A 25,115-nucleotide genomic window follows, 5' to 3' on the forward strand; every position below is an offset into this window, starting at 1 on the left:
AGCCTACAGTTCGTTCGACAAGCTCTGTGAAGCGGTCAAAAACGTATGTGATAATTACGGAAAAAGTAACTCGATAACTTTTGCATAACCACTTATCTTGTGCGCATGTTTGTATCAGTAAATATGTTCGACCTGAAACCTAATCATACAAGGAGTGGATTAGATGACAGTCAAAAGCACACCACTAAATTCTGTAACTGCCCATAAGCAATATAGCGAAATGGCCGATACACCGAATGCTCACAGCACACAGGCTCAGCGTACACAGGTACAGGATGCCTACCCGTCACGCTTGGCTTATATGCCTGAGAAGCGCTGGCTCCCGCGACAAGATGCTGTGGTTAAAGGGCGCCAGCTTTCTGGTCCTTTAAGTCAGGCGCAACTCGACGAGTTCGAGCGTAAAGGGTTTTTATTCATCCCCAATCTCATTGAAGGTGCTGAGCTTGATGAGCTGCGTCGGGAGATGCAGACGCTCATGAGTAACGATAACTATCGTAACGAAGATTTCAGCATCACCGAGCCAGCAAGCCAGGAGATTCGCTCGTTGTTTGCGGTGCATTTCCTCTCTGAGCGCTTAGGTAAGCTGGCGAGCGATGAGCGAGTCGCAGGTGCTGCGCGCCAAATTATTGGCGATGACCCTTATGTGCATCAGTCGCGGATCAATTATAAGCCGGGGTTTGCGGGCCAGGGTTTTAACTGGCACTCCGATTTTGAGACATGGCACGCCGAAGATGGCATGCCAGCGATGCATGCGGTGAGCGCTTCGCTGATTCTGACCGACAACCACGAGTTCAATGGCCCATTGATGCTGATTCCCGGTTCGCACAATAAGTTTGTGCCGTGCCTGGGTGAAACGCCGCAGGATAATCACAAAAGCTCTCTGAAGGCGCAGGAAGTGGGGGTGCCAAGTCCTGAAGCACTGACTGAGCTTGTGGCTGAGCACGGTATTGAAGCGCCTAAGGGGAAAGCCGGCGGCTTGTTACTTTTCGACTGCAATACGCTGCATGCCTCGAATGCTAACCTGTCGCCAGACCCGCGTAGCAACGTGTTCTTTGTGTTTAATCGTCCAGATAACCGCTGTGGTGAGCCGTATGCTGCGGCCAAACAGCGTCCTTATTTTCTGGCCCATAGCCCGAGTGAGCAGGTGCAGCAACATCGTCAATAAATCTGGCGATGATAAATTCCTGGCTTAAGGTTGTGGAACCTTAGTATAGGTGGGGTAAACTGTTGCGCCTGTCGTTGCGAAAGCGGCACGCATAATGAGAAGGAGAATACCCGCCATGCGTTTTGTTCTACAGTTTACCGATGGCCAGGAGTTTCCCCACGCGTTGGGCAAAGTTGTCTGCATCGGCCGCAATTATGCCGACCATGCGAAAGAGCTGGATAATCCGGTACCCACTGAACCATTGCTGTTCATTAAGCCGGCGACTAGCGTAGTGGATCTTACGAAACCGTTGGATCCACCTTTCTCCCGTGGCGATGTACATTACGAAGTGGAGCTTGCTCTGCTGGTAGGTGAAACGTTGACCCATGCTACCCAGGATGAAGCCGAGCGCGCCATCGTGGGCATTGGTTTGGCGATGGATCTGACGTTGCGTGATGTGCAAACGAAGCTAAAAGAGAAGGGGCACCCTTGGGAAATTTGTAAAGCGTTTGATGGAGCCTGTCCGCTTTCATCGTTTTTGCCGTTAAGCCGTGTTCCTAACTGGAATGCGCTGGCTTTCACGCTTGATATTGACGGTGAAGAGGTTCAACACGGTGAAGGCTCCGATATGATCTTCGCTGTACCTACCCTAGTGGCCGAAATGAGCCGTCACTTTACTCTAGAGCCGGGCGATGTGATTTTGACCGGCACGCCGGCAGGTGTAGGGGAACTGGTTCGTGGTTCAAAACTACGCTTAACCTTAACTGGTGGTTTAGAAATCGAAACTAGCGTAGTCGAGTAGCTCTATAGTCGTGTAACTCTATAGTCGTGTAACTCTATAGTCGTGTAACTCTATAGTCGTGTAACTCTATAGTCGTGTAGCTCTATGGTTGAGTAACTAGATGGTGGAGCCGCCCAGTAGTGGAGTAGATAGCACGCCACAAGCATTAGCTATCGTTAAGCTCAATAGAAAGCGCCACTCGTTAATCACGGGTGGCGCTTCTTATTTTGGGGCTGGTTTATTCAAGTCAGTTACTCAAGTAAGTCAATTACTCAAGATAAGTATAGCCTTCCAGCCCTTCGCTTAAGCTTGCCGCAAAGCGTGCTTGCTCGTCGGCAGAAAGGCCACTTGCTGCCAGTTGATCAGTGAGCTTTTGCTTCAGCACATTGGCATTGAAGTTGACGTAGGCCAGCACATCGGCCACGGAGTCCCCCGCGAGTGGATTAGACAGTGTCCATTCGCCGTCTGCATTGAGTGCCGCGTCAACGGAGTCGGTATCGCCAAATAAGTTATGCAGGTCGCCGAGAATTTCCTGATAGGCGCCCACCAGGAAGAACCCTAACCAACGTTCATCATCGGATGGCCACTCGGGTAGCGGCAGCGTGCTTTCAACGCCCTGGCCATCGACATAGCTATCAATGCGGCCGTCGGAGTCGCAGGTAATATCCTGAATCACCGCCCGCCGGGTGGGGGCCTGGTCAAGCCCGCTCAGCGGCAGCACCGGGAAAATCTGCTGAATGCCCCACACATCGGGCACGGATTGAAACAGCGAAAAATTGACGAACAGTTTATCGGCAAGCTTTTCCGCTAACTCATCCATAATCTCGCGGTGAGCACGGTTGCGGGTGTCAAGCTGAGTGCGCAGTCGCGCGCAGGCAGCCATGTAAATACGCTCGCCTTCGGCGCGGGCGGTAATGTTGCTCAAGCCCATCACAAAACGATCCTGTAACTCACTGACCGCTTGTAACAGGTCATGCCACGCTTCAACCAGCATGCGTGGCTCTTGGGCGGTGGCAAGCTGCTCAAACACACGCCACAGCAACTCCACTTGAGTATCTTCTTGGGGGTGCCGTTCAGGCGGAGTGTCATCAATGCGCTCCTCGCCAATCACGTTGGTGATGAGCACCGCGTGATGGGCGGTTAGCGCGCGGCCGGATTCGCTGATTAAATGCGGCTGGGGCAGGTTCGCTTCCTGGCATAGCTGTGCAAACGCGCTGACCACGTTACGGGCATATTCGCGCATCGAGTAGTTGGCTGAGCAGAAGCTACGCGAGCGGGTGCCTTCGTAGTCAATCCCGAGGCCGCCGCCCACGTCGACGGTGTCAATCGGCGCGCCCAGCTCCATCAGGTTTTGGTAGAAGCGTGCGCACTCGCGCAGTCCGCGTTGAATATCGCGAATATTGGCGATCTGTGAACCCAGATGGAAGTGCACTAACTGCAGGCTGGCTAGGGCATCCTGCTCGCGCAGAGTTTCTACCACCTCAAGAATCTGGCTTGCGGTCAGGCCGAACTTGGATTTTTCACCGCCGGTATTCTGCCACTTGCCTTTACCCACGGAGGCCAGACGAGCGCGCAGGCCAATACGCGGCGTTACTTCCAATTCGCGGGCTTCTTCTAAAATCAGTTGTAGCTCGGAGAGCTTTTCGACGACTAAATAGACCTTATGACCCAGTTTCTCCCCCAGCAGCGCAAGGCGCACATACTCGCGATCTTTGTAGCCGTTGCAGACAATCAGTGAAGAGCCGCCATCGGAAAGTGCCAACACCGCCAGCAGCTCTGGCTTGCTGCCCGCTTCCAGCCCAACGCGGCCATTGCCACGCTCAGCGGTGGCTAAAATTTCTTCCACTACACGGCGCTGCTGGTTCACTTTGATCGGGTAAACCGCTGTGTAGCCACCCTGGTACTCGCAGTCGCTCATGGCCGCATCAAAGGCGCCGCATAGCTGCTCAACGCGGTCGTGAAGAATATCGCTAAAACGCACTAGTACCGGCAAACGAAGTCCGGCGCTTTGCAGTTGGCGAACCAGCCCGCTAAGTGGTAGCGCCGGACCTTCCGCATCGCTGCCCAGCGGGCGTACCAGGGCTTGGCCGTGGTCATCGACATCGAAGTAGCCGCTGCCCCATTGGTCGATATTCCAGGTACGCCGAGCGCGAAGCGCCGGGCTAGTTGTGGCCATCACACTCATGCAGAAACCTCAGGCAGCGGCAGCGCACCGTGGGCAATGCGCGCATTTAAAATAGTACGGAAACGCTCCGGGTCGTGGGGCGTCAAATCATGGGCTGGTGGGTCAACGTAGACCACCAACAAACGCGACAGCCAGTAGCGCAGCGCCGTCATACGTAACATGGTAGGCCATAGCTCACGCTCCGCAATGGTCAACGGGCGACGAGCTTGATAGGCGCTTAATAAGGCGTCGTAGCGCTCTGCGTTGAGCGTACCATCCTCGTTAGAGGCCCAATCATTGATCACAATCGCTAGGTCAAACAGCAAGTCACCGGTACAGCCGTTGTAAAAATCGATAATGCCGCCGAGCTGGTCACCTTCGAACAGGGTGTTGTCACGAAATAGGTCGCCGTGCAGAGCGCCTTGTGGCAGCTCGTTGTGCTGGATAAAGGCGCTTTCAACGTCGTCGACTTCATTTTTCATCAACGTTTGATCGGCGGGGCTTAAATAGCTCAACACCTTGTGGTGCATAACATGCAGCCAATTCAGGTCACGCGGGTTCGGGCGGTGTCCTGGAAAACGCTTTGAGACCACATGCAGGCGGCCCAGGGTGTCGCCCAAGGCGTGACACTGGGCCAGGTTTGGTGCTTCAGGGTGGCGACCAGGCAGGCGCGGAAACAGTAGCGCCGGTTTGCCTTCCAGGCTATGCAGCGCGATGCCTTCGCGGTCATGCACCGTGCCAGGCACCGGTAAACGGTGCTCATCTAAATAATCGAGCAGTTCGACAAAAAATGGCAGCTCTTCATGCTCGCCCTGTTCGAACAGGGTTAACACCAGTTCACGCCGGTCGGTGGTCACAAAAAACGTCGAGTTTTCAGTGCCGCCCGCAACGCCCTGTAGGGAAACGAAACTACCAACATCAAATTTTTCTAAAAACGCGGCGACCTGTGCGTCGCTAAGCGGGGTAAATACAGCCATGAGAATCTCGCCCAGGTTGCTAAGCCCGTTATTGTAGCGGCTTGAAAGCTCAGTTGGCAGCGTTGTTGTAACAGTTATATATAGAGTTGAGGTGGATTGGCTCGGCAGGCAGCCTGTGCAACGCGTATTATGTGGGCAACTCTCTTTTTACGACTCTTTTTAGCAATTTTTCAATAATGGAACTTGGTTATGGCTCGCGCTCCGATCGTTCTCGTCGATGGCTCTTCCTATCTTTACCGGGCATTTCACGCACTGCCGCCGCTCACGACCTCCAATGGTCAGCCGACGGGTGCGGTGAAAGGTGTGTTGAACATGCTCAAGCGGCTGATCAAAGATTATCCGCAAAGCCCTATGGCGGTGGTGTTTGACGCGCCGGGGAAAACCTTCCGCGATAATATATACAGCGACTATAAGGCCCATCGCCCGCCGATGCCTGATGACCTGCGCAGCCAAATTGCCCCTCTGCACGCTTGTGTGAAGGCGTTGGGCTTGCCGCTGCTGTGTATTGACGGCGTTGAAGCCGACGACGTGATTGGTACTTTGGCCCATCATGCCACTCAGGCAGGGCGCGATGCGGTGATCTCCACGGGCGATAAGGACATGGCACAGCTGGTCAATGCCCATATCACGCTGGTTAATACCATGAAGGATGAAACCCTGGATGAGGCAGGGGTAGAAGAGAAATTCGGTTTGCCACCTACGCTGATTATCGATTTTCTCGCCCTGATGGGGGATAAGGTCGACAACATCCCAGGCGTACCCGGTGTGGGTGAAAAGACTGCTATCGGCCTACTACAAGGTATGGGTGGCGGGCTAAAGACTATTTATGGCGATTTGGAACGCGTCAAAACGCTTACCTTCCGAGGCGCAAAAACGCTATCCAAGAAGCTTGAAGAGCATCGCGATCAGGCGTTTCTTTCCTATCAGTTAGCAACCATCAAAGTCGACTGCGATCTGCCGGTGGGCTTAGATGATTTGGATATCGCCCATCCTGATCGCGAAGCGCTGGTCACGCTGTATAAAGAGATGGAGTTCCGCCAGTGGCTGGGTGAGCTGCTGGAAGGCAAAGACGAAGGCGTGGATGACGTTAAAGGCGGCGAACCTGCGCCTGCCAGCGCTGAGGAAGCGGATAGCGAGCTACAGGGGGCGAGTGCGTCTTCTCAAGCAAGTACACGCGAAGATCACGTCATCCTGGAGCAGGTAGACTTCGAGCGCTGGCTTGAGCGGCTGCAAAACGCAGAGCGCTTCTGTTTTGACCTGGAAACCACCAGCCTCAACTATATGGATGCTGAAATTGTCGGTGTCGGCTTGGCACTGGAAGCGGGGGAAGCGGCCTATATTCCCCTTGCCCATGATTACCTGGATGCTCCCCAACAGCTTGACCGCAAAGCGGTTCTGGCGGCGCTAAAACCGCTGCTGGAAGACCCGGAAAAAACGAAAATAGGCCAAAATCTCAAGTACGATATTTCGGTATTGGCCAACTACGCCATCTCTGTGGCAGGCCCTTTTGCCGACACCATGCTGGCCTCCTACGTGCTCAACTCTACTGCCACGCGCCATGATATGGATTCGCTGGCGCTGAAGTATCTGGGCGAAAAGACCATCACCTTTGAAGAGATTGCCGGTAAGGGCGCTAAACAGCTGACCTTTAACCAAATTGCCCTGGAGCAGGCAGCGCCTTACGCTTGCGAAGACGTCGATATCACGTTAAGGCTCCAGGAGGCGCTACGTCCTCAGGTCGAAAACGAAGGGCGCCTGGCAGAGGTGCTAGATCATATTGAACTGCCGCTGATCAAAGTACTCTCGCGGATTGAGCGTAATGGGGTTGCCGTGGATGCTGAGCTACTGCACAAACAGAGCCAGCAGCTAGAAAAGCGAATTGGTGAGTTAGAGCGCGAAGCGTTTGCGCTCGCCGGGCGCGAATTTAATCTGGGCTCCCCCAAGCAGCTTGGGCAGATTCTGTTTGAAGAACTGAAAATTCCGGCGCTTAAGAAAACACCCAAAGGGGCACCTTCGACCGCAGAAGGCGTGCTGGAAGAGCTGGCGCTGGATTACCCGCTACCCAAGGTGATTATGCAGCATCGTGGTCTTGCCAAGCTAAAATCCACCTACACTGATAAGCTGCCACGCTTGCTCAATAAAGCCACTGGCCGGGTGCATACCAGCTACCATCAGGCGGTCACCGCTACCGGGCGTCTGTCGTCATCTGATCCGAACTTACAAAACATCCCCATTCGTACCGAAGAGGGTCGCAAGATTCGTCAGGCGTTTATCGCCCGCCCTGGCTACCGCATTGTCGCCGCCGACTACTCGCAGATTGAGCTGCGTATTATGGCGCACCTTTCTGAAGATAAAGGCTTGCTGGAAGCATTTGCCGAGGGGCGTGATATCCACACCGCCACCGCGGCGGAAGTCTTTGGCACCTCCCTTGAGAAGGTGTCGGGTGACCAGCGCCGCAGCGCCAAAGCGATTAACTTCGGTTTGATCTACGGCATGAGCGCTTGGGGGTTGTCACGCCAGCTACATATAGAGCGTAACCAAGCCCAGACCTATATTGATCGCTATTTTGACCGCTATCCTGGCGTTGCCCGCTATATGGAGCGCATCCGCTCCCAGGCGGCGGAAGATGGTTTTGTCGAAACCGTGCTAGGTCGGCGGCTCTACCTGCCGGAAATTCAGTCGCAAAATCGCAATCGTCGCCAAGGCGCCGAGCGCACGGCCATTAATGCGCCGATGCAGGGTACGGCGGCGGATATTATCAAACAAGCGATGATTGATGTGGATGCGTGGCTGGCAGAAGGCGAGTTTGATGCGTTGATGGTGATGCAGGTGCACGATGAACTGGTGTTTGAAGTGGCTGAAAAGCAGGTCGAAGCGTTTATCGAGCAGGTGCAAAAACGCATGCAGGGCGCGGCGGAGTTAAAAGTACCGCTAATCGTGGAAGCGGAAAGCGGCGCCAATTGGGATGAAGCCCACTGATAGTAAGTTTACCCCCCACGTTAACGCGGGGGGGACTTAATCGCGCAGTACGCTGCCGCGCCGCTGGGGTTCTAGGTCTACCTGTTCACCAACTTTCCACAATGTGTGGCTAGGGGTAATAACGCTATATCGTTGGCCTTTTTGCTCCAGTAAATAGAAGCAGTCATGGCCACGGAACTCTCGTTCAATAATGGTGGCACCCTTGCCTTGCTCAGCGGGTGACATGGCAAGATGTTCGGGGCGCAGTGAAACGCGCACCGGGCCTTTGATAGTTGAATCAATGCCTACCGGCCCCAGCGCTGTTTGCGCTATCTCGCCATCGGCATCGCCGTCCAATAAGTTGGTATGGCCCAAAAACTCAGCCACAAAAGCGGTGGCTGGGCGTTGATAAATATGTTCCGGACGATCCATTTGGAGCAGTTTGCCTGCGTGCATAACGCCGACCTGATCAGCAAAGGAGAGCGCTTCCCCCTGGTCGTGCGTTACCAGAATGGCGGTAGTCCCCGACGCTTTAAACAGTTTGCGGACTTCTTTGCGGGTGGATTCCCTAAGCGCCGCATCCAGGTTAGAGAACGGTTCATCCAGCAACACCAGCTCAGGTTCGGCGGCCAGGGTGCGGGCCAGGGCTACCCGCTGCTGTTGGCCACCGGAAAGCTCATCTGGCATGCGTTTAACAAGATCCGCCAGACCCACTAAATCTAGCCACTCGCGGGCCTTTGCGGCCCGTTTTGCTTTGGGTACATGGCGCATGGCAAAGGCAACGTTCTGGCCCAGGGACATATGCGGGAACAGAGCGTAATCTTGGAACACGATGCCGATGCGGCGCTGTTGAGGCGGCAAAGCAGTGACATTTTTGCCATGTAAAAACAGCTGGCCTTCATCGGGCTGTTCAAAACCGGCGATCATTCTCAATGTGGTGGTTTTACCACAGCCGCTGGGGCCAAGCAGTGCCAAAATATCGCCGCTTTCTAAATTAAAACTAACGTTGTCTACTGCCAGTGGATCGCCTGGGCGATAACGCTTAGAGAGGCCTTCGACCGCAAGTAGCGGGGTATTAAGCGCCGCAGCTACTCCTTGAGGCGTTGTAGCTACATTGAGGGTAGTCATCGTTTTCCCTCCCGGGCAAGTAGTAGGCCAACCGAAATACTTGAAAACACCACAATCGCCGCTGCAAAAGGGGCGGCTTCTGCCAGCATGCCTTCAGAAGTGCGCGTAAATACGGTCACTGCCAGCGTGGTATATCCCGTGGGTGCGAGTAAAAAGGTGATCGGTAACTCTTTCATACACAGTACAAATACCAGAACCACGCCGGAAAGTATGCCGCGGCGCAGGCGTGGAAAAATCACATAAATAAACGTTGATACAGGCCCATGACCCAAAGAGTGGGCAGCTTGCTCCATACTGGGGCGCGTTTGTAAAAGCGCGCTGCGAATCGGGCCGAGCGCCAGCGCCAGCGATGCCATGGCCCAGGTAATGATCAGCAGGGCCAGGGTTTGATAGAGAAAGGAGGCTGTCTGTAAGGCAAAAAACACCATTGCCAGTGCCAGCGCCAGCGGCGGAATGGCATAGCCAATATAGGCAGAACGCTCAATCACGGCGGTAAACGGCGAGCGATAACGCACACTTAGAAAGGCCAACGGCAGGGCAAAGGCTACCGCTAAGATTGCCGCAGGAAGCGCAGCCCCTGCTGAACGCAGCAGCGTGCTTGGTACGCGAGCAAAGAAACTCATATCAGGCGGGGCTAACAGCAACCAGTAGCTTAAAATCATCGCGGGTAGCCCAATAGAGGCACCAAACAGCACTATCAGGTAAGGCCACGCTAACCAGCGCGCTCTGCCCAATGGGCGTGGTGGAATAGGCCGCGCCACGCCGGTGCCTACGCGGGCGAGCTTGCGCTTGACCACAACGCTATCGATTAACACAAAGCAGAAGGCCAGCGCCAACAGCATGATTGCCAGCCACGCCGCGTAAATACGGTCAAAGGCACCGGAGTATTGAGTATAAATAGCATAGCTAAAGGCTTCATAGCGCATGAGCGCGACGGCACCAAAATCGCCTAGAACGTAGAGTGTAATCACCAGCCAACCAGCCATCAGGGCGGGCATCAGGTGAGGCAAAATAATCAGACGGAAAATATCGAGCTGTGAATAGCCCAGGCTACGGGCGCTCTCTTCCAAATTGCCGTCTAAGCCGGCAAGTGCCGCGCGAAGATTTAAAAACAGATAGGGAAAGGTGTACAGCGAAAGCGCTAGGGTGGCACCGCTGTAACCCTGTAAGCGGGGTAGTTGAACACCAAACAGCTGCGCCATCACGCCATAGTTGCCGCTCAAGCCAATCAATGCATAGGCCATCACATAGCCCGGCACCGCTAATGGCACCACACCAAGGACGGTCAGCAAGCGTTTGCAGGGAATATCCGTACGGGTAACCAACCACGCTAACGGAAACGCCATCAGTGTCGTGGCCAATACCACGCCGCACGCTAACGTCAGTGTGTTAATCAGCAGGTCAAGATTACGGCTACGGAAAATCAGCGAAACCAGCGTATCGCTATCTGCTTCAAAGGCACGTAATCCCAGATACACCAGCGGAATCAACATTGCCAGGGCGGCAATGATTGATGGCAGTAATATGTGTAGGGGAGCCTGCTTTGGCCAGAAACGTAGCCGAGAAGCAGTCACTTGCAAATGTGCCATGGTATCTCGTGAAAACGCCCTAGCCGCCTTACAAAAGGCGGCTAGGGCTTTAGCAAACCGAGCGGACCTACCTAAATCAGTAGGCCGCTATGAACATCGTTACAGCAAGTTAACGTCGCGCAGCAGGTTCAGGGTACCTTCCAGGTCTTGAAGGTCATCCAGATCAATCTGCGGAGAGACTTCTAGCAGTCGATCAAAGTCTTCAAGGATCGGGTTCTGAATCACGTTGCGCGTAACCGGGTACTCGTAAACACTTCCGGTGAAATACTGTTGAGCGGCAGGCGACAGCAGAAAGCGAATAAACTCCACGGCAGCTTCCTGGTTCTCGCTGCTTTCAAGTACCGCAATGCCTGCTACGTTAACCAAGTTGCCAATATCGCCATCTGCAAAGAAGGCCTGCTCAACAGGGTACTCGCTATCGGTAGCTTTAAACCGCGGCAAATAATAATTGTTTACCAAGCCGAAGTCGACTTCTCCACCTGCAATGCCCTCTACTTGAGTGCCGTTGTTGCGGAAGGTGACAGCGCCATTGTCGCGCATGCCCTCCAGCCACTCGCGGGTCTCTTCGTCACCGTGCTCAAGGCGCATGGCAGTAATAAACGATTGGAATGAACCGTTAGTTGGTGCCCAGCCTACGCGGCCTTCGTACTGCTCATCGGTTAAGTCAAAGATGCTTTCTGGAAGCTCATCTTCCTCGACACGCTCAGGTGAGTAGGCAATCACGCGGGCTCGGCCACTGGAAGCTACCCAGTTACCGGTTTCGCTGGTGTAAATGGTGGGTAGGTCTTGGTAAATATCTTCAGGAAGCTCAGCAAGCAGGCCTGCCTGGCTAATAGCACCCATTGCTCCAGCGTCTTGACCCCAGTAAAGGTCAGCCGGAGAACGGTCGCCTTCTTCCTGAATGAGGACTGCCAACTGAGCGGTGTCGCCATAGCGCACGTTAACACTGATACCGGTCTCTTTCTCAAACTGGGCAATGATCGGTTCAACCATGGACTCGCCACGGCCTGAATAAAGCGTGAGGTCAGCGGCAGAGGCCAGTGGGGCAGCAAATAGTGTTGCGGCGGCAGTCGCCAATAACGTTTTATGCATCTCAAGCATTCCCTTTTTCAGTCGTTCAGGCTTAGGCTGCTGAGCAGCGCTCTACCTCAACGATAACAAAAAAATGTCCGCTTGCAAATGATAATGATACGCAAAATGATTCTTGTCTATTAGTCTCATGCCTACTTTTGTGAACCTCATAAAAAAGCCCGACATTGTCGGGCAATCAAGAAGTTACTAATTATTTGGTTAACCAGCAACAGGGAACTATTGAGCAGTCCAGCCACCATCAACCATCAGTGCACTACCGGTGACCATGGCCGCGGCGGGTGACGCCAGAAACACCACCGAACCCATGATGTCCTCCACTTGACCAAGGCGGCCAAGGGGAATCTTAGCGATCACGCTTTCTAAGAAACCAGGCTGCTCAAAATAAGGGCGTGTCATGGGTGTTTCGATAAACGTCGGACAAACAGAGTTAACCCGTATACCGCGCGGGCCAAGTTCCACCGCCATGGCACGCGTCATGCCCTCTACTGCAGATTTCGAAGCGCAATAAAGGCTGCGATTTGCAGCCCCTACATGGCCCATCTGAGAAGAAATATTGATGACGCTGCCACCGTTCGGCATTTGCCCAACAATGGTTTGGGTGAGGAAATAACAGGCTCGCACGTTAAGGTCCATCACTGTGGCATAGTCATCTTCACTGACGTCTGCCAGGGGCTTGGGCCGATTGGTGCCAGCGTTATTGACCAAAATATCAAATGAGTGGCTTGCCAGTGCCTGCTTCAGCGCTGAGTGGTCGTTAACGTCCAGTGCTAATCCATTCGCCTTGAAGCCAGCGGCTTGTAAAGCGCCAACGGCTTCATTTAGCGTTCCCTCGCTGCGGGCGACTAGCGTTACCTCAGCACCCGCTTGAGCAAGTGCGCAGGCGCAGGCTAGACCAATGCCCTGGCTGGCCCCGGTGATGAGCGCGCGCTTACCGGTTAGCTGCAGGCTGGGTGTCTGCGGTAGCGTCATGCATCCACCGCTGAAGCGTAGGGCACATTGCGCTTACCGTAACGGCGAACCCGCTCATTGGCCTGTTCGCCATGACCCGCGAACCCTTCTAGCGCACATAGCCGCGAACAGTAGCTACCGATTTCAGCGGAAGCCTCATCCGTCAGCACGCGCTGGTAGGTGCAGGTTTTTAAGAACTTACCTACCCATAATCCGCCGGTGTAGCGGGCGGCTTTTTTGGTCGGCAAGGTGTGGTTAGTGCCGATCACTTTGTCACCAAACGCCACATTGGTACGCGGGCCAAGGAACAGCGCGCCGTAGTTGGTCATCTTTTCCAGGTAAAGTTCTGGGTCTTCGGTCATTACCTGAACGTGCTCGTAGGCCATCTCATTAGCGACCTGCAGCATCTCTTCATGGCTATCGCAAACAATCACCTCGCCGTGGGTTTCCCAGGCTTTACGCGCGATCTCGGCAGTCGGCAGTTTCTTGAGTAGCTCTTCAATTGCCGCCAGGGTGTCGTTAGCGAGCTTTTCTGAATTAGTCAGCAGCGCTGCTGGTGATGTGGGGCCATGTTCGGCCTGGCCTAGTAGATCAGTGGCACATAACAGTCCGTCGACGCTTTCGTCGGCAATAACCAATGTTTCTGTCGGGCCAGCGAACAGATCAATGCCCACCCGGCCAAATAGCTGGCGCTTAGCTTCCGCTACAAAGGCGTTGCCCGGGCCGACTAGCATATCGACGGGTTCGATAGTGTCGGTACCAATCGCCATGGCGCCGACTGCCTGCATGCCACCTAGTACGAGGATTTCATCGGCACCGGCTAAATGCATGGCCGCGACAATCGCCGGATGGGGTTTGCCTTTATAAGGCGGCGCAGCGGCAATCACGCGCCTAACGCCAGCTACTTTAGCCGTCAGCACGCTCATATGAGCTGACGCCACCATGGGGTAGGCTCCGCCCGGAATATAACAACCCACCGAGTTAATCGGCAGATGCTTGTGGCCTAGCATAACGCCTGGACGAGTCTCGATCTCAACCGGCTGCATGGAGGCAAGCTGAGCTTCCGCAAAGCGGCGAATTTGGGCTTGGGCAAAGCGGATGTCTTCAAGGTCACGCTCTGCAACTTCGCTCATTGCTTGAGCGATATCGGCCTCACTCAGGCGAAAAGAGGTGGGGGACCAGTTATCAAACTTTTCAGATAGCTCACGCACCGCTTTGTCACCGTTAGCCTCGATATCGGCGAGGGTCTTTTCGACGGTTTCACGTACTTGGCGATCAGCTTCGGCGCGAGTCTCAACTGAAGCCCCGGTTTTAAGATGGCGAATCATATAAAGCTCCTGTTACGCATTGTGCAGTTATTTTTAAAGCGTTAGAGATAAGGCTATGCGTTGTTGCATACGAATGCAATGGTGGGCTGGGCTACTATTTTAAAGCCTTTAAACGAGCGCCCCCACGCTAAAGCGAGGGGGCGTAATTGACCTGAAATGCGCTAAGGGTTTATCAACGGGGTTGTAAGCCTAGTTATCAACCTAGCAATCTATTGGGCAGGCCTGTGACTAGCCAAGGGAAGAACGACATAAGTACACAGGCCAGTAGGATGAGTAGTACAAACGGCACTACGGCTTTGTACAAATCGACGATTTCTACCCCAGGCGGCGCCACGCCTTTTAAATAGAACAGCGCATAGCCGAACGGCGGGGTTAGGAAGGAGGTCTGTAGCACCACCGCGACCATTACCACGAACCACAGTGGATCTACCCCCATGGTTTGAACAATAGGTAGCATAATGGGGAAGCTGAGCAGCACGATGCCGGTCCAGTCCAAGAACATTCCCAGCACGAAGACCAAGAACAGCATCATGATCAGCGCGCCAGTAGTCCCGCCTGGCATGGCCAACAGCAGGTCTTGAATCACCTGCATGCCGCCACCGCGTGAGAATACCCCGGTGAACGCGGTTGCACCCACTAGCACTAGCATGACCATGGTGGTGGTTTTGCCTGCCTCAATCAGGGTGTGATAGCAGGTTTTAAGCTTCCGGTCGCCAAAAATCATAAACAGGATAAAGGCGATGAATACGCCAATCGCCGACGCCTCTGTTGCCGTCGCAATACCGGTGAACAGCGCGCCCAGTACCCCCAGGATCAACGACATCGGTGGCACAACATACTTTGCCAGCATGATCAGCAGCTGTTTGGTGCTCACTTGGGCGCGTTCCTCCTTCGGCACCGGGGGGCCGTAAGAGGGTTTGAAGTGGCAGATCAGCAGCACATAGAGGGCATACATAACACCCAGCATTAAGCCGGGAATCATTGCACCCGCAAACAGCGCGCCCACCGAGACCGGCGAATAGCTGGCCATGAGGATAAGCATGATGCTGGGCGGAATCAGAATGCCCAAACAGCCGCTCGCCATTATGACACCGGCGCTGAGCTCTTTGTTATAGCCGTACTTGAGCATTGGCACCAAGGCAATCATGCCCATTACCGCAATTGAAGCACCAACAATGCCGGTGGTGGCCGCTAACAGCACGGACACGATAACGACGGTTAAGGCCAAGCCGCCACGCAGGTTGGCGAGCAGTAAACGCATGGCGTCAAACATCTTTTCCGTGACGCCAGAGTCGTTCAAGAATCTCGCCATCAAGACAAATAGCGGTATCGCCACCAACACGTAGTTGTCCATGGCATTACCAAAAATATTATTAATCAAGGTGCCTAACACACGCTCGCCTGGGCCAAGAAACGCGCCGATAACGGCGACGCCACCCAGCACAAAGGCAAGAGGATGGCCCATGAACAGCCCGATTAATAAGCCGCCAAACATAACGATGGCGAGTAGTTCTGGACTTAAGTTCATACGGACTCCTCCTCGCGCAGTTGCATGATGGCGCGCAGCACGATAGCGATCGCCTGCAGGAGAATCAGCACAGCGGCGACAATAATAACGCCTTTGATTGGGTAAACCGGGATTGAGACCATGCCATAGGTGGTTTCACCCCGGCTGAAGGAGCGCTCGAAAAAGCGCCATCCGTAGGTGATTAACATCCAGATAAAGGGCACGAAGAAAATCAGGTAACCCAGTACTTCAATAAGTGCCTGCTTCTTACGTGACAGCAAGCGCTTTAAAACATCGACTTCAACGTGCACATGATGGCGCAGTCCATAGGCGGCCATCAGCATAAAGTGGGCACCAAAAAGCATTTTAGTAACATCAAACGCCCAGTCGCTGGGCCGTCCGAACAAAAAGCGTGACGCAATATCGTAAAGAACAATCAGAGTAATGATGGCAATCAATGGAGCAATGATGCGCCCGAAGAGCTCATTGATCGCATCGATCGCCTTGGCAATCGCATTCATGGAAGATCTCCGCGGTCAGCACAAAAAACCGCCCCGGAGAATCGGGGCGGCACAGAAGCGCCTTATAGGCAGGCTTCGATCTCTTCCAATGAGGGGAGGTTATCCATGGTACGGCTCATGTTGAACGGAACCGAAACGTCGCGCCATTTGGCATAATCTTGTAGGTAGGTAACCATAGACTGATAGACCTTGGCGTGGTCTTCGTTCTCACAGGCACCGCGAACGATGACTTCGTTAGTGATGTCTTGGATGCGCGCCAGGTCTTCCTCGGAGAACTGGTTAATGGTGATGCCAGCATCCAGGAACTTCTGAGTGGCATCAGTGGACTCGCGCTCGGACCATGCCAGCGACCAAGCCATTGTCGCATCAGCCGCAATTCTTAACTTCTGCTGAGTTTCTTCTGACAGCGCATCCCAGGCGTCAATGTTAATCATCACGCCGAACACGCTGGCAGACTGGTGCCAGCCGGGCGTTGCCCAATAGTCGGCCACTTCGGCAAAGCCAGCATTGTAGTCAACGCCAGGGGTAGAGAATTCACCCGCGTCGATAACACCACGCTCAATGGCTTGATACACTTCGCCACCTGCGAGGGTCACTTGGGAGCCGCCTAGCTCTTCAAGCACACGACCCTGGTCGCGACCAGAAAGGCGTAGACGCTTACCTTCCAAGTCAGCAATGCTTTCAATCGGTGTACGGCCCATAAAGCCGGATTCGTTATTCAGTGCGGCATAAGGTAGGTACATCATGTCGTACTGGCCGTAGATCTCTTCATAGAGTTCACGACCGCCCCATTGCTGAATCCAGTTAATGTAGTCAACGGCGTTAAATAGGCTGGTGGTGGTCGCGAGAGGAGAGAACGCTGGGTTTAAACCTGCCCAATAGCCTGGCCAATCGCCAGCGGCTTCAATACTACCGGTTTCAGTCGCATCAAATACTTCAGTGCCGGGCATTAGGGTGCCGCCCGCACGGAAGTTAATTTGTAATTCGTCGCCTGCTAGTTGGTTTACTAACTCGGCCCAGTGCTGGTCAATCTTAATTAGATCAAGGTTGTCTGGCCAAGTAGAGGTCATTGTCCACTGCTCTTGCGCTTGGGCAGTGGTAGCTAGGGCTGCGAAGGCAACGCCCGCTGCGAGGCCAGTAAGAGCGAATTTGTTCATTTTTTTCATGATGTATTTCCTGGTTTGGCGTGTAGCGTTATTAGTGTTTGTTAGCTGAATGCAGGAAAGTGCAGGTACGTAAATTACGTTTACGTAAACATTGTTGTTAAAACGCTGCATGGCTAAATTAGCACAACAGACCCGCTGCGGTGCAATATCAATCACGCAAAAGATTTTAGCCGTACTTTTTCAAGTTTTTTGATAAATTAGTTTATTAAACAGTTGGTTATTGTTTTTATGAAAGGCATTGTGAATTATTCCTCAGCTTAAAAGCGTTGAAAGTAGTTAAAAGCTACAACCAAAGTTGTAAGCAAAAGGCTTGTACTGATAAGCCGAAAGCGATGCTGCAGCGGCGAGTCGTCGTGAAGCACTCATAAAGGGGAGGCAGTCGGTGATTCAGCACACTCGTCAGGCGTGCTCAGTGGCAGCACTCACGCTTCACGCGCAACGCTTAGCCCGTCGTGGCTGGCGCCAGCTGGTATGGCTAAGGGGGGATGCGCACCAGTGCCGCACTCTTGCGCTGGCCTTATGGCAGGCCCATTCTTGGAAAGCGCCACTATGGGTCGGAGACCAAGCGTGGCAAGGTAATCAAAAGAGAATCGAAGGTGAATGCTTGCCACCTTCAGTGATTCTCTCGCCTCGCAAGGCACGCACTCGTCTAGGTGCTGAGCATCAGTTGATCGTACTTGACGCAAGCGTCACCGGACTTGACCCCGAAGCGCTAGGCGCACTTTCCGGTACCCTTGTTGGCGGTGGATTAATGGTGCTAATTACGCCGCTGAGCTTAGGCGAAAAACCCGACCCAGATTACACCCGTTTTGCCGATCATCCGCGACACTGGTCCGACCTTAGTGCTCACTATCTGGCACGCTTAGCCCGTCAGATGCATGCCTCTACCCAAGTAGTCCATTGGATCGCAGGTCAAATGCCGTGTCTGCCATTACTATCCGTGACCGAGATATCTGAGGCGGTCAGTGGCGACAGAGACTGCCTTAGCGCAGACCAAGCCAATGCCGTGAGTGAGCTTGTGGCCTTAAAGCGGCGGCGTCCCCTGGTGATTACCGCCGACCGAGGGCGTGGTAAAAGCGCCGCGCTGGGCATTGCTTGCGCGCGCTTGTTAACCGCTGCTTCACTACATAAACCCAGGCGCATTGTGATTACCGCCCCGCGGCTGAGCTCGGTAGCAAGCGTGTTTGAGCGGGTAGCCGCGCTTTGCCCTCATGGGCGTCTGGCCTCTGCGGGTCACTTCTTGTTAACGCAGGGGAGTGAACTGGTTTTTTTACCGCCGGATCTACTCACCGAGCAGCTGAACGCTCAGCAACAGGGGGGGGGTGGCAGTTATTTGATGGTTGATGAAGCGGCGGCGATTCCCGCCGCGCTGCTTGGTCAGTGGTTATCGGCTTTCCCGCGTATAGCCTTTGCCACCACGGTGCATGGCTATGAAGGCTCTGGCCGAGGATTCGCGCTACGCTTTCGCGATACGCTTGAACGGCTGACACCACAATGGAAAGCGCTGGCGCTGAAAGCGCCCATTCGCTGGCGTGCTGGCGATCCGCTGGAAGCCCTGATTAATCAACTGCTGCTGTTGAAAGCGCCACTGCCTACTGCCCAGCAGGTAGGTGGCGAAGTTGCTGCTACAAAGCTGATTGAGCGCGCTTGGTTTGGCCAACAAGATGCCGCCCTGGAGAAGCTGTTCGGGCTTTTGGTGCAGTCCCACTACCGCACCACGCCAAACGATCTGCGCCAACTGCTTGATGGCCCGGGGACGGCACTGCGTATCATTGAGCAGGAAAATGAGCCGCAGGCAGTGCTGGTGACGCGTGAAGAGGGCGGCTTTGCCCCGGCGCTTGCCGACCAAGTTGCCCGTGGTGAGCGCCGCCCTCAGGGGCATTTACTAGCGCAATCGCTTGCCACTCACGCTGGCAGCCGTGACGCGCTGACTGCTCGCTGGCGCAGGGTAGCGCGTATCGCTACCCATCCAGAGCGGCGGCGTCAAGGCTTTGGAAAAGTCCTGTTAGAGGACGATATCGCCGATGCCAAGCGGCAGGGCATAGCGCTGTATGGTGCTACATTTGGTGCTGAGGCGTCGCTGCTACGGTTTTGGCTGGCGCAAGGTTTTACGCCGGTACGGCTGGGCGTCACCCGAGAAACCGCCACCGGGGAGTTTGCGGTGATGGTGGCAAAAGCGTTGAATGGCGAGGGCGAAGTGGTGCTTGCTGATCTAAGCGAGCGCTTTCAAGCCGCGTTAACCGGCCTGCTGGCGTTTGAACTTAAGGCGCTGTCTGCTGAAGTGGTCGTTTTGTTACTAAGCCAACTACCAAGCGTGGCGCTTAGCGCTCGCGAGCAGCAGGATATTGAAGATGTGGCTACGGCCCACCGTGACCCGGCGCTAGCTCGCCCGGCCTTGCAAGCGCTAGCCCGGCAGGCAAGCCACTACTCCTTTATGCTTCAGTGTCAGCAGGCGCAGCGGCTAGCGGCCTGGGCGTTCCAAAACGTGCCGCTAGCGAGCGGCCATAAAGAGGCGGTAAGTGCTTTGCGGTATGCCGTGGCAACGTTGCGTGATCAGGTTAATCAATAGCTGCATGCATTTGCTGATTCGCTTTTCCAAATTAACCTAGAGCGGTAGAGTAGGCCGGTTGCCGATAATGAAGAGTCTCCATGAACGCACATCTTGAAGCGCTGACGCCCACCTTGGTTTGGCGTCACTTTCGTACGCTCTGTAACACGCCGCGCCCGTCTGGGCATGAAGCAGCCCTCGTCGCTACGCTTGAAGCCTGGGCCGATAGCCTAGGGCTCGCTCACGACCGCGACGCCTTTGGTAATTTACGCATTCGTAAGCTGGCTTCCCCTGGCTGCGAACAGGCTCCCGGCGTGATACTCCAGGGCCACTTGGATATGGTCGCCCAGGCCAATAGTGGCCACAGCCACGACTTCACCCGCGACCCCATCAGTACCTATGTGGCCGACGGCTGGCTGCACGCCGATGGCACCACGTTAGGCGCCGATAATGGTATGGGGGTGGCGGCCATTTTAGCGCTGCTAGAAGACCCTGAGCTAACCCACGGGCCGTTAGAAGCACTATTCACGCTGGAAGAAGAGACCTCCATGGGTGGAGCGCTGAATCTGGCAGAGAATTGGCTAGAAGGCTCGCTGCTGCTCAATCTGGATAGCGAAGATCGCGGCCAGGTCTATATTGGCTGCGCGGGAGGAGCCGATGTGGAAGTGGATGCCCAACTGCCCAGTGCCGCCGTTAGTGACCACGAGCAGGTCATCGGCATAGCACTGACCGGCCTAAAAGGCGGCCACTCAGGTATGGATATCCATCAGCCGCTGGGCAATGCTAATCGCTTATTGATTAGAGTATTACGCTCCTTGGAAGCGTTTGATGCCCGCCTGTTAAGCTACCACGGTGGCACATTGCGCAATGCAATTCCTCGCGAGGCGTTTGCCCAGGTGGCGCTCCCCGCTGAAGATGTTGACGCTGCTATTGCGGCCATTGGCGGCCTTAAAGCCATTCTGCAAAAAGAGCTAGGTAGCGGCGATAGTGGCCTTGATATAGCTGTTGAACGGTTAACGGAAGTGCCAGCGACAGAACCTTTAACCCTGGATGCCAGCGCCCTGCTGATCGCTGCGCTGCATGCGGCTCCCTGCGGTGTCGAGCGAATGAGTGCCGATGTGCCTGGGGTAGTGGAAACCTCCAATAACCTGGGTGTGTTAAGCCTGGAGCAAGGGCAACTACACTTATGCGCACTGGTGCGTTCACTGCACGATAGCGCGGTAATGGCCATGGCAGACCGCTTTCAAGCACTGTTTGGTTTGATTGGTGCGCGGGTAAAAGTTGAGAATGGCTATCCAGGCTGGGCACCTAACCCAGACGGCGCACTGCTGGCGCTGTTTAAAACACGCCACGCGGCGTTGTTGGGGCGCGAACCTGAAGTGAAGGTCATTCACGCAGGGCTTGAGTGCGGCATTTTAGGCAGCAAGTACCCCCTTCTGGATATGATCTCATTTGGCCCACTGATTCGCGGCGCCCATTCGCCAGATGAACGAGTGGAGTTAGTCTCGGTGGAGGAGTTCTGGTCAATGCTGAAGGCATTGATCGAAGATCTCGCCCGAAAGTAGAGCACAGAAAAACGGCACCGCTTGGGTGCCGTTTTTACGTCAAGGCCTGCGCTTATTTGCTTAAATAAGCGTTTAACATCCAGACGGTTTTCTCTTGCTCGCGAATATAATCACCCGCTTGGGCGGCAGTGCCTTCGTCGTCAGCGTCAGAGGCTATCGCCAGCAGTTCGCGCTGCAGCTCGATAATCGTTTGATAGCCTTTAAGAACGCCTTTGACGCAGGTCTTGCCGTCGTGAACATCTTTGTCTTCTTGGATACGTGACAGCGTGACATAGTCACTGTAGGCGTGTACCGGTTTGTGTCCAAGGGTCAGAATACGCTCGGCAACTTCATCTACCTTGGTCAGTAGGTCGGTATAGAACTCTTCGAACTTGGCGTGCAGTTCAAAGAAGTCACTGCCTCTGACGTTCCAGTGATAGCCGCGTACGTTCATGTAAAAAATCTGGTAGTTGGCCAGCAGGTGATTAAGCTTTTCGGCGAGTTGGCTGGCACTGCCTTCGTGTAGGCCAATACTGTTTGTGTCGCTCATTGTCTACCTCCCTGTCCTATGCCACTCAGTGTGGCGTTTGATACGTGTAAAACAGCATAAAGCGCCTTGAGACTGATGCAAAACAAGTTTTTTGCATCGCCGCCATAGCGCAAAAACATCGTCAATTTTGCTACCGTTTCTTGCGTGATGTGACTTACATGCTGTCGATGCAGTGGCTTTTCAAGGTCTAATTTGAAAAGCCACTGCTCACATTCCCCATTAGTAGCTACAAATAAGTACCCACTAAGGTGTGGGGGCCATCCATAGGCGTATCAGGCTTTCACAACGTGCCTCCAAAAGCTCGGCAGTACGCGGCAATGCTTCTTCTAATGTCATAGGGCCATCAGCCAGCGCAAATGCTGCTGTAACGCCTTCATCCAAGCAGGCTTGCCAGCCATCGCCAAGGCTGCCAGCCAATACAATGACCGGTTTGTTAAGTTGTTGGGCGGCGCGAGAAACACCAATGGGCGTTTTGCCCGCCAGACTCTGACCATCCAGGCGGCCTTCACCGGTAATCACTAGATCAGCGCGGGCCAGCAGCGCTGACATATCGGCCTGCTGCATGATCATCTCAATACCGGGCTTCAAGGTGGCATTAAAAAACGCCCGCGCTGCAAACCCCATTCCACCGGCAGCGCCTGCGCCGGGCAGCTCACGATGGTCCTGACCTAATACCTGCGCGCTTATATCGGCAAAGTGGCTCAGCGCTTGGTCTAGCTGTTCAACTTCTTGGGATGAAGCGCCTTTTTGCGGGCCAAATACCGCGCTGGCACCGCGCTCGCCCAGCAGGGGGTTGTCTACATCAACGGCGGCTTCAAGAGTGAGTCCTCTTAGGCGTGGGTCTAACTCATCAAGGGTTAGGCTGGCCAGTTGGCTAAGGGCTGCACCGCCAGGGGGGAGTGGCTTACCTTTTTGATCAAGCAGACGAGCGCCCAACGCCTGCAACATGCCTGCGCCACCATCGTTAGTGGCGCTGCCGCCGAGTAGTAGAAGGGCTTTTTCTGCACCCTGATCAAGCGCTGCGCGCAGCAGTTCGCCCACGCCAAATGTAGAGGTGTGGAGCGCGGTACGCTCACTGGCGGAAAGATGTTGTAAGCCGCTGGCTTCTGCCAGTTCAATAAACGCGGTACGCTGGTCGCCTAGCCAGCCCCAGGCTGCTTGGCGCTTACGACCTAGGGCATCCTGAACTTCCAGTTGGTGGCGTTCAGCACCCGTGGCAGCGATCAGTGCGTCCAAGCTGCCTTCGCCACCATCCGCCAGCGGGCAGGTCTGAACATGTGCATTTGGAGCTGCAGATTGCACCCCGCGGGCCATCGCTGCTGCGGCCCCTTGGGCGCTCAGCGCATCTTTAAAACTGTCGGGGCAAAGCAGTATATTCATCAGCATGAACTCCACGAAACGTTCTCATCAAAACAGTGTCATTAGATATGGCTATTATTAGCGAGCTTAGCGCGCTAGCCAGCGGCAAACCAGCGGCCTCGTCCGTTAAAGGATCTAACATGAAGTCGATAACGATAAGCTTAACTTGCCTGCTGATGCTTGCTGGCTGCCAAGCGGTTCCTGATCGTTTACCGCAAGCTGAACCAGCCCCCGCAGCCTCGTGCTACTTTCCCATTAATGCGCCTACCCGCGCTGAATCAGCACTAGAACCCAGCGTAGCGTTACAAACCAGCGTTGATGTACTCACCGAATGGGGATTTACCCTAACGTCTACCGATACCACATTGGGGTTGATTAGTGCCAGCCGCGAGCGTGCGCTCCATGGTTATTACGATCCTTACGACAATGCCTACGGTTATGGTCGAGGCATGCGTGTGTTTGGCGGTTTGGGCTTTGGGCGCGGGGGTGGTTCGGGCATTGGTATCGGCATGGGTGGTGGGTTTGGAGGGGGAATTGGTCAGCAGCCGGTAGAAGTGGAGCGTGTATCGCTACTCGTGAATAACGATCATGTGCGAATCTCTCGCGATATTCGTCGCTTTGACCATGTGGGGGATATGCGCGAATCCTACAGTGCTAGCAATGATGACTTCTGTCAGCGCTTTCAAACCCGTTTTGAACAAGCCTTACCCATGATCAGGAGCCCGTTATGAAGATCCGCCATTGGCTGGCGCTGGGGCTACTCGGTGGGCTGACCGGTTGTGCCACTACAACGCCACCGGAGCCCCGTGAGCTTGTTTACACTACCTCTTCGGAAGAGACCTTTCGTGAGGCCGTCGAGCTGATGATGGTGCAGGGCTACGTTGTGCGCCATGCCGACCTTTCGCTTGGTAGAGCGGAAGCGTCTCTCGCCCGCTGGCCAGAGTATCGGCTGCAGCTTCAAGTAAGTGAAGAGGGGAGTAATAGCCGTGTGCGCGTGTCGGCGCTGCGAGGTGGACAGCCATTACCGCCCTATTTGTTAGACCCTTGGCTTGTTGATTTGCAGTATAGGTTGGGAGTTGCACCATGAGGGAAGTTGGAAAAAGAGCCATCCTGGGATTAGCGGTGAGCATGGCAAGCCTTTTGGGAAGTACTAATGTGCACGCTCATCCTCACGGCTGGATTGATCTAAGCGTTAGGGTAATCACCGATGATGAAGGCGTGGTGAGTGGCTTACATCAAACATGGCGTATGGATCCATTTTATAGTTTGGTGGTGTTTGAGGAGCTACAACAGGTAGAGGCGGCGAGCCTTGATGAAGGGCTTGATCAGCTAGGAAAAGAGATACGCGACAACCTTTCAGGATATGACTATTTGACCGAAGTAAGTATCAACGGTGAGCGCCAGACGCTAGGAGAGGTAAGTGAGTATACCGCGTTGGAGCGTGATGGGCGGCTAACATTCATGTTTATTCTACCTCTGGAGTCGCCTCAATCATTGGAAGGCAACCAGCTTACCTATCAGGTGTTTGATTCTACTTACTACTTAGAAGTTGTACACGAAGCTGAAAACAATCAACCACTTGAAGAGGCGTTGATTCTTAACGGTGAGCCTGCCTGCGAATTGAGTATTGTTCCCGCGAATCCTGACCCTGAGCTGGTCATGGAAGCCGCAATGCTAGGTGAAGATGAGACCGGCGAGCCTGGTTTGGGCCGACATTTTGCCGAGACGGGGCGCGTGGATTGCCGTTAGGCGAAGTTATAAAATATAGGCTTTTATGTTACTTTATAACTATTTTAATGATGGAGTGGTAC

The 25,115-nt window shown here is 54.3% G+C and carries 20 protein-coding genes; 8 read left to right on the top strand and 12 right to left on the bottom strand.

Annotation, left to right across the window (positions count from 1 at the left end; genetic code table 11):
• Window positions 1-163 precede the first annotated feature (163 nt).
• Together thpD and ACQKE4_RS17060 are read left to right on the top strand one after the other, a co-directional pair.
• Window positions 164-1,165: an ectoine hydroxylase gene (gene thpD, locus ACQKE4_RS17055; protein WP_427389495.1), complete on the top strand. Its 1,002-nt coding sequence runs from the start codon at window positions 164-166 to the stop codon at window positions 1,163-1,165.
• A gap of 115 nt (window positions 1,166-1,280) precedes the next feature.
• On the top strand, window positions 1,281-1,946 hold the full coding sequence (locus ACQKE4_RS17060; RefSeq protein ID WP_290835889.1) for a fumarylacetoacetate hydrolase family protein: 666 nt from the start codon (window positions 1,281-1,283) through the stop codon (window positions 1,944-1,946).
• Window positions 1,947-2,193: 247 nt separating this feature from the next.
• On the opposite strand, the gene speA is transcribed toward ACQKE4_RS17060, so the two are convergent.
• Both speA and ACQKE4_RS17070 read right to left on the bottom strand, forming a co-directional pair.
• Window positions 2,194-4,110, bottom strand: a complete 1,917-nt coding sequence (gene speA, locus ACQKE4_RS17065; RefSeq protein WP_427389496.1) for a biosynthetic arginine decarboxylase — start codon at window positions 4,108-4,110, stop codon at window positions 2,194-2,196.
• Entirely contained in the window at window positions 4,107-5,066 is a 960-nt protein-coding gene (locus ACQKE4_RS17070) for a homoserine kinase (RefSeq protein ID WP_427389497.1), read from the bottom strand. Before ACQKE4_RS17070 ends, speA begins: the two co-directional genes overlap by 4 nt.
• Window positions 5,067-5,255: 189 nt before the next feature.
• On the opposite strand from ACQKE4_RS17070, the gene polA reads away from it, so the two are divergent.
• Entirely contained in the window at window positions 5,256-8,045 is a 2,790-nt protein-coding gene (gene polA / locus ACQKE4_RS17075; protein ID WP_427389498.1) for a DNA polymerase I, read from the top strand.
• 36 nt (window positions 8,046-8,081) lie between these two features.
• Here polA and ACQKE4_RS17080 read toward each other — a convergent pair whose 3' ends face one another.
• From ACQKE4_RS17080 to dctP, 8 genes are all read right to left on the bottom strand, one after another.
• The gene (locus tag ACQKE4_RS17080; protein WP_427389499.1) at window positions 8,082-9,152 is read right to left on the bottom strand and encodes an ABC transporter ATP-binding protein; all 1,071 of its coding nucleotides are present in this window, start codon (window positions 9,150-9,152) and stop codon (window positions 8,082-8,084) included.
• Window positions 9,149-10,741, bottom strand: coding sequence for an ABC transporter permease (locus tag ACQKE4_RS17085; RefSeq protein ID WP_427389500.1), 1,593 nt, complete (start codon window positions 10,739-10,741; stop codon window positions 9,149-9,151). Before ACQKE4_RS17085 ends, ACQKE4_RS17080 begins: the two co-directional genes overlap by 4 nt.
• 99 nt (window positions 10,742-10,840) lie before the next feature.
• Window positions 10,841-11,833 (bottom strand): iron ABC transporter substrate-binding protein, encoded by a 993-nt coding sequence (locus tag ACQKE4_RS17090; RefSeq protein ID WP_427389501.1) that lies wholly within the window; start codon window positions 11,831-11,833, stop codon window positions 10,841-10,843.
• Window positions 11,834-12,049: 216 nt separating this feature from the next.
• Window positions 12,050-12,802: an SDR family NAD(P)-dependent oxidoreductase gene (locus ACQKE4_RS17095; RefSeq protein ID WP_427389502.1), complete on the bottom strand. Its 753-nt coding sequence runs from the start codon at window positions 12,800-12,802 to the stop codon at window positions 12,050-12,052.
• Window positions 12,799-14,109 (bottom strand): histidinol dehydrogenase, encoded by a 1,311-nt coding sequence (hisD, locus tag ACQKE4_RS17100; protein ID WP_427389503.1) that lies wholly within the window; start codon window positions 14,107-14,109, stop codon window positions 12,799-12,801. The genes ACQKE4_RS17095 and hisD overlap by 4 nt, the downstream gene beginning before the upstream one ends.
• Window positions 14,110-14,305: 196 nt before the next feature.
• Complete coding sequence (locus ACQKE4_RS17105) at window positions 14,306-15,637, bottom strand: TRAP transporter large permease (protein ID WP_290835871.1); 1,332 nt, start codon at window positions 15,635-15,637, stop codon at window positions 14,306-14,308.
• Window positions 15,634-16,137: a TRAP transporter small permease subunit gene (locus ACQKE4_RS17110; RefSeq protein WP_290835869.1), complete on the bottom strand. Its 504-nt coding sequence runs from the start codon at window positions 16,135-16,137 to the stop codon at window positions 15,634-15,636. The genes ACQKE4_RS17105 and ACQKE4_RS17110 overlap by 4 nt, the downstream gene beginning before the upstream one ends.
• 62 nt (window positions 16,138-16,199) lie before the next feature.
• Window positions 16,200-17,303 (bottom strand): TRAP transporter substrate-binding protein DctP, encoded by a 1,104-nt coding sequence (gene dctP / locus ACQKE4_RS17115; protein WP_427389504.1) that lies wholly within the window; start codon window positions 17,301-17,303, stop codon window positions 16,200-16,202.
• 382 nt (window positions 17,304-17,685) lie between these two features.
• Between dctP and ACQKE4_RS17120 the strand changes: the two genes are divergently transcribed.
• Both ACQKE4_RS17120 and ACQKE4_RS17125 read left to right on the top strand, forming a co-directional pair.
• Complete coding sequence (locus tag ACQKE4_RS17120; RefSeq protein WP_427389505.1) at window positions 17,686-19,872, top strand: tRNA(Met) cytidine acetyltransferase TmcA; 2,187 nt, start codon at window positions 17,686-17,688, stop codon at window positions 19,870-19,872.
• An 80-nt stretch (window positions 19,873-19,952) separates the two neighbouring features.
• Window positions 19,953-21,416 carry an aminoacyl-histidine dipeptidase gene (locus ACQKE4_RS17125; protein ID WP_427389506.1) on the top strand — a complete coding sequence of 488 codons (1,464 nt, stop codon included), beginning with the start codon at window positions 19,953-19,955 and terminating at the stop codon, window positions 21,414-21,416.
• Window positions 21,417-21,468: 52 nt separating this feature from the next.
• Here ACQKE4_RS17125 and ACQKE4_RS17130 read toward each other — a convergent pair whose 3' ends face one another.
• Window positions 21,469-21,945: a Dps family protein gene (locus ACQKE4_RS17130; protein WP_290835861.1), complete on the bottom strand. Its 477-nt coding sequence runs from the start codon at window positions 21,943-21,945 to the stop codon at window positions 21,469-21,471.
• A gap of 243 nt (window positions 21,946-22,188) precedes the next feature.
• The gene (locus tag ACQKE4_RS17135; protein WP_427389507.1) at window positions 22,189-23,325 is read right to left on the bottom strand and encodes a glycerate kinase; all 1,137 of its coding nucleotides are present in this window, start codon (window positions 23,323-23,325) and stop codon (window positions 22,189-22,191) included.
• Window positions 23,326-23,444: 119 nt separating this feature from the next.
• Between ACQKE4_RS17135 and ACQKE4_RS17140 the strand changes: the two genes are divergently transcribed.
• The 3 genes from ACQKE4_RS17140 to ACQKE4_RS17150 are packed head-to-tail and all read left to right on the top strand — an operon-like array spanning window position 23,445 to window position 25,053.
• Window positions 23,445-24,035, top strand: coding sequence for a hypothetical protein (locus tag ACQKE4_RS17140; RefSeq protein ID WP_427389508.1), 591 nt, complete (start codon window positions 23,445-23,447; stop codon window positions 24,033-24,035).
• The gene (locus ACQKE4_RS17145) at window positions 24,032-24,391 is read left to right on the top strand and encodes a hypothetical protein (RefSeq protein WP_427389509.1); all 360 of its coding nucleotides are present in this window, start codon (window positions 24,032-24,034) and stop codon (window positions 24,389-24,391) included. Before ACQKE4_RS17140 ends, ACQKE4_RS17145 begins: the two co-directional genes overlap by 4 nt.
• Window positions 24,392-24,432: 41 nt before the next feature.
• A complete protein-coding gene (locus tag ACQKE4_RS17150; RefSeq protein WP_290835900.1) occupies window positions 24,433-25,053 on the top strand; it encodes a DUF1007 family protein in 621 nt (206 codons plus the stop codon).
• The last annotated feature ends 62 nt before the right edge of the window (window positions 25,054-25,115 follow it).

Source organism: Halomonas sp. NPDC076908, from assembly GCF_050269715.1.
Taxonomy (GTDB): Bacteria; Pseudomonadota; Gammaproteobacteria; order Pseudomonadales; family Halomonadaceae; genus Vreelandella.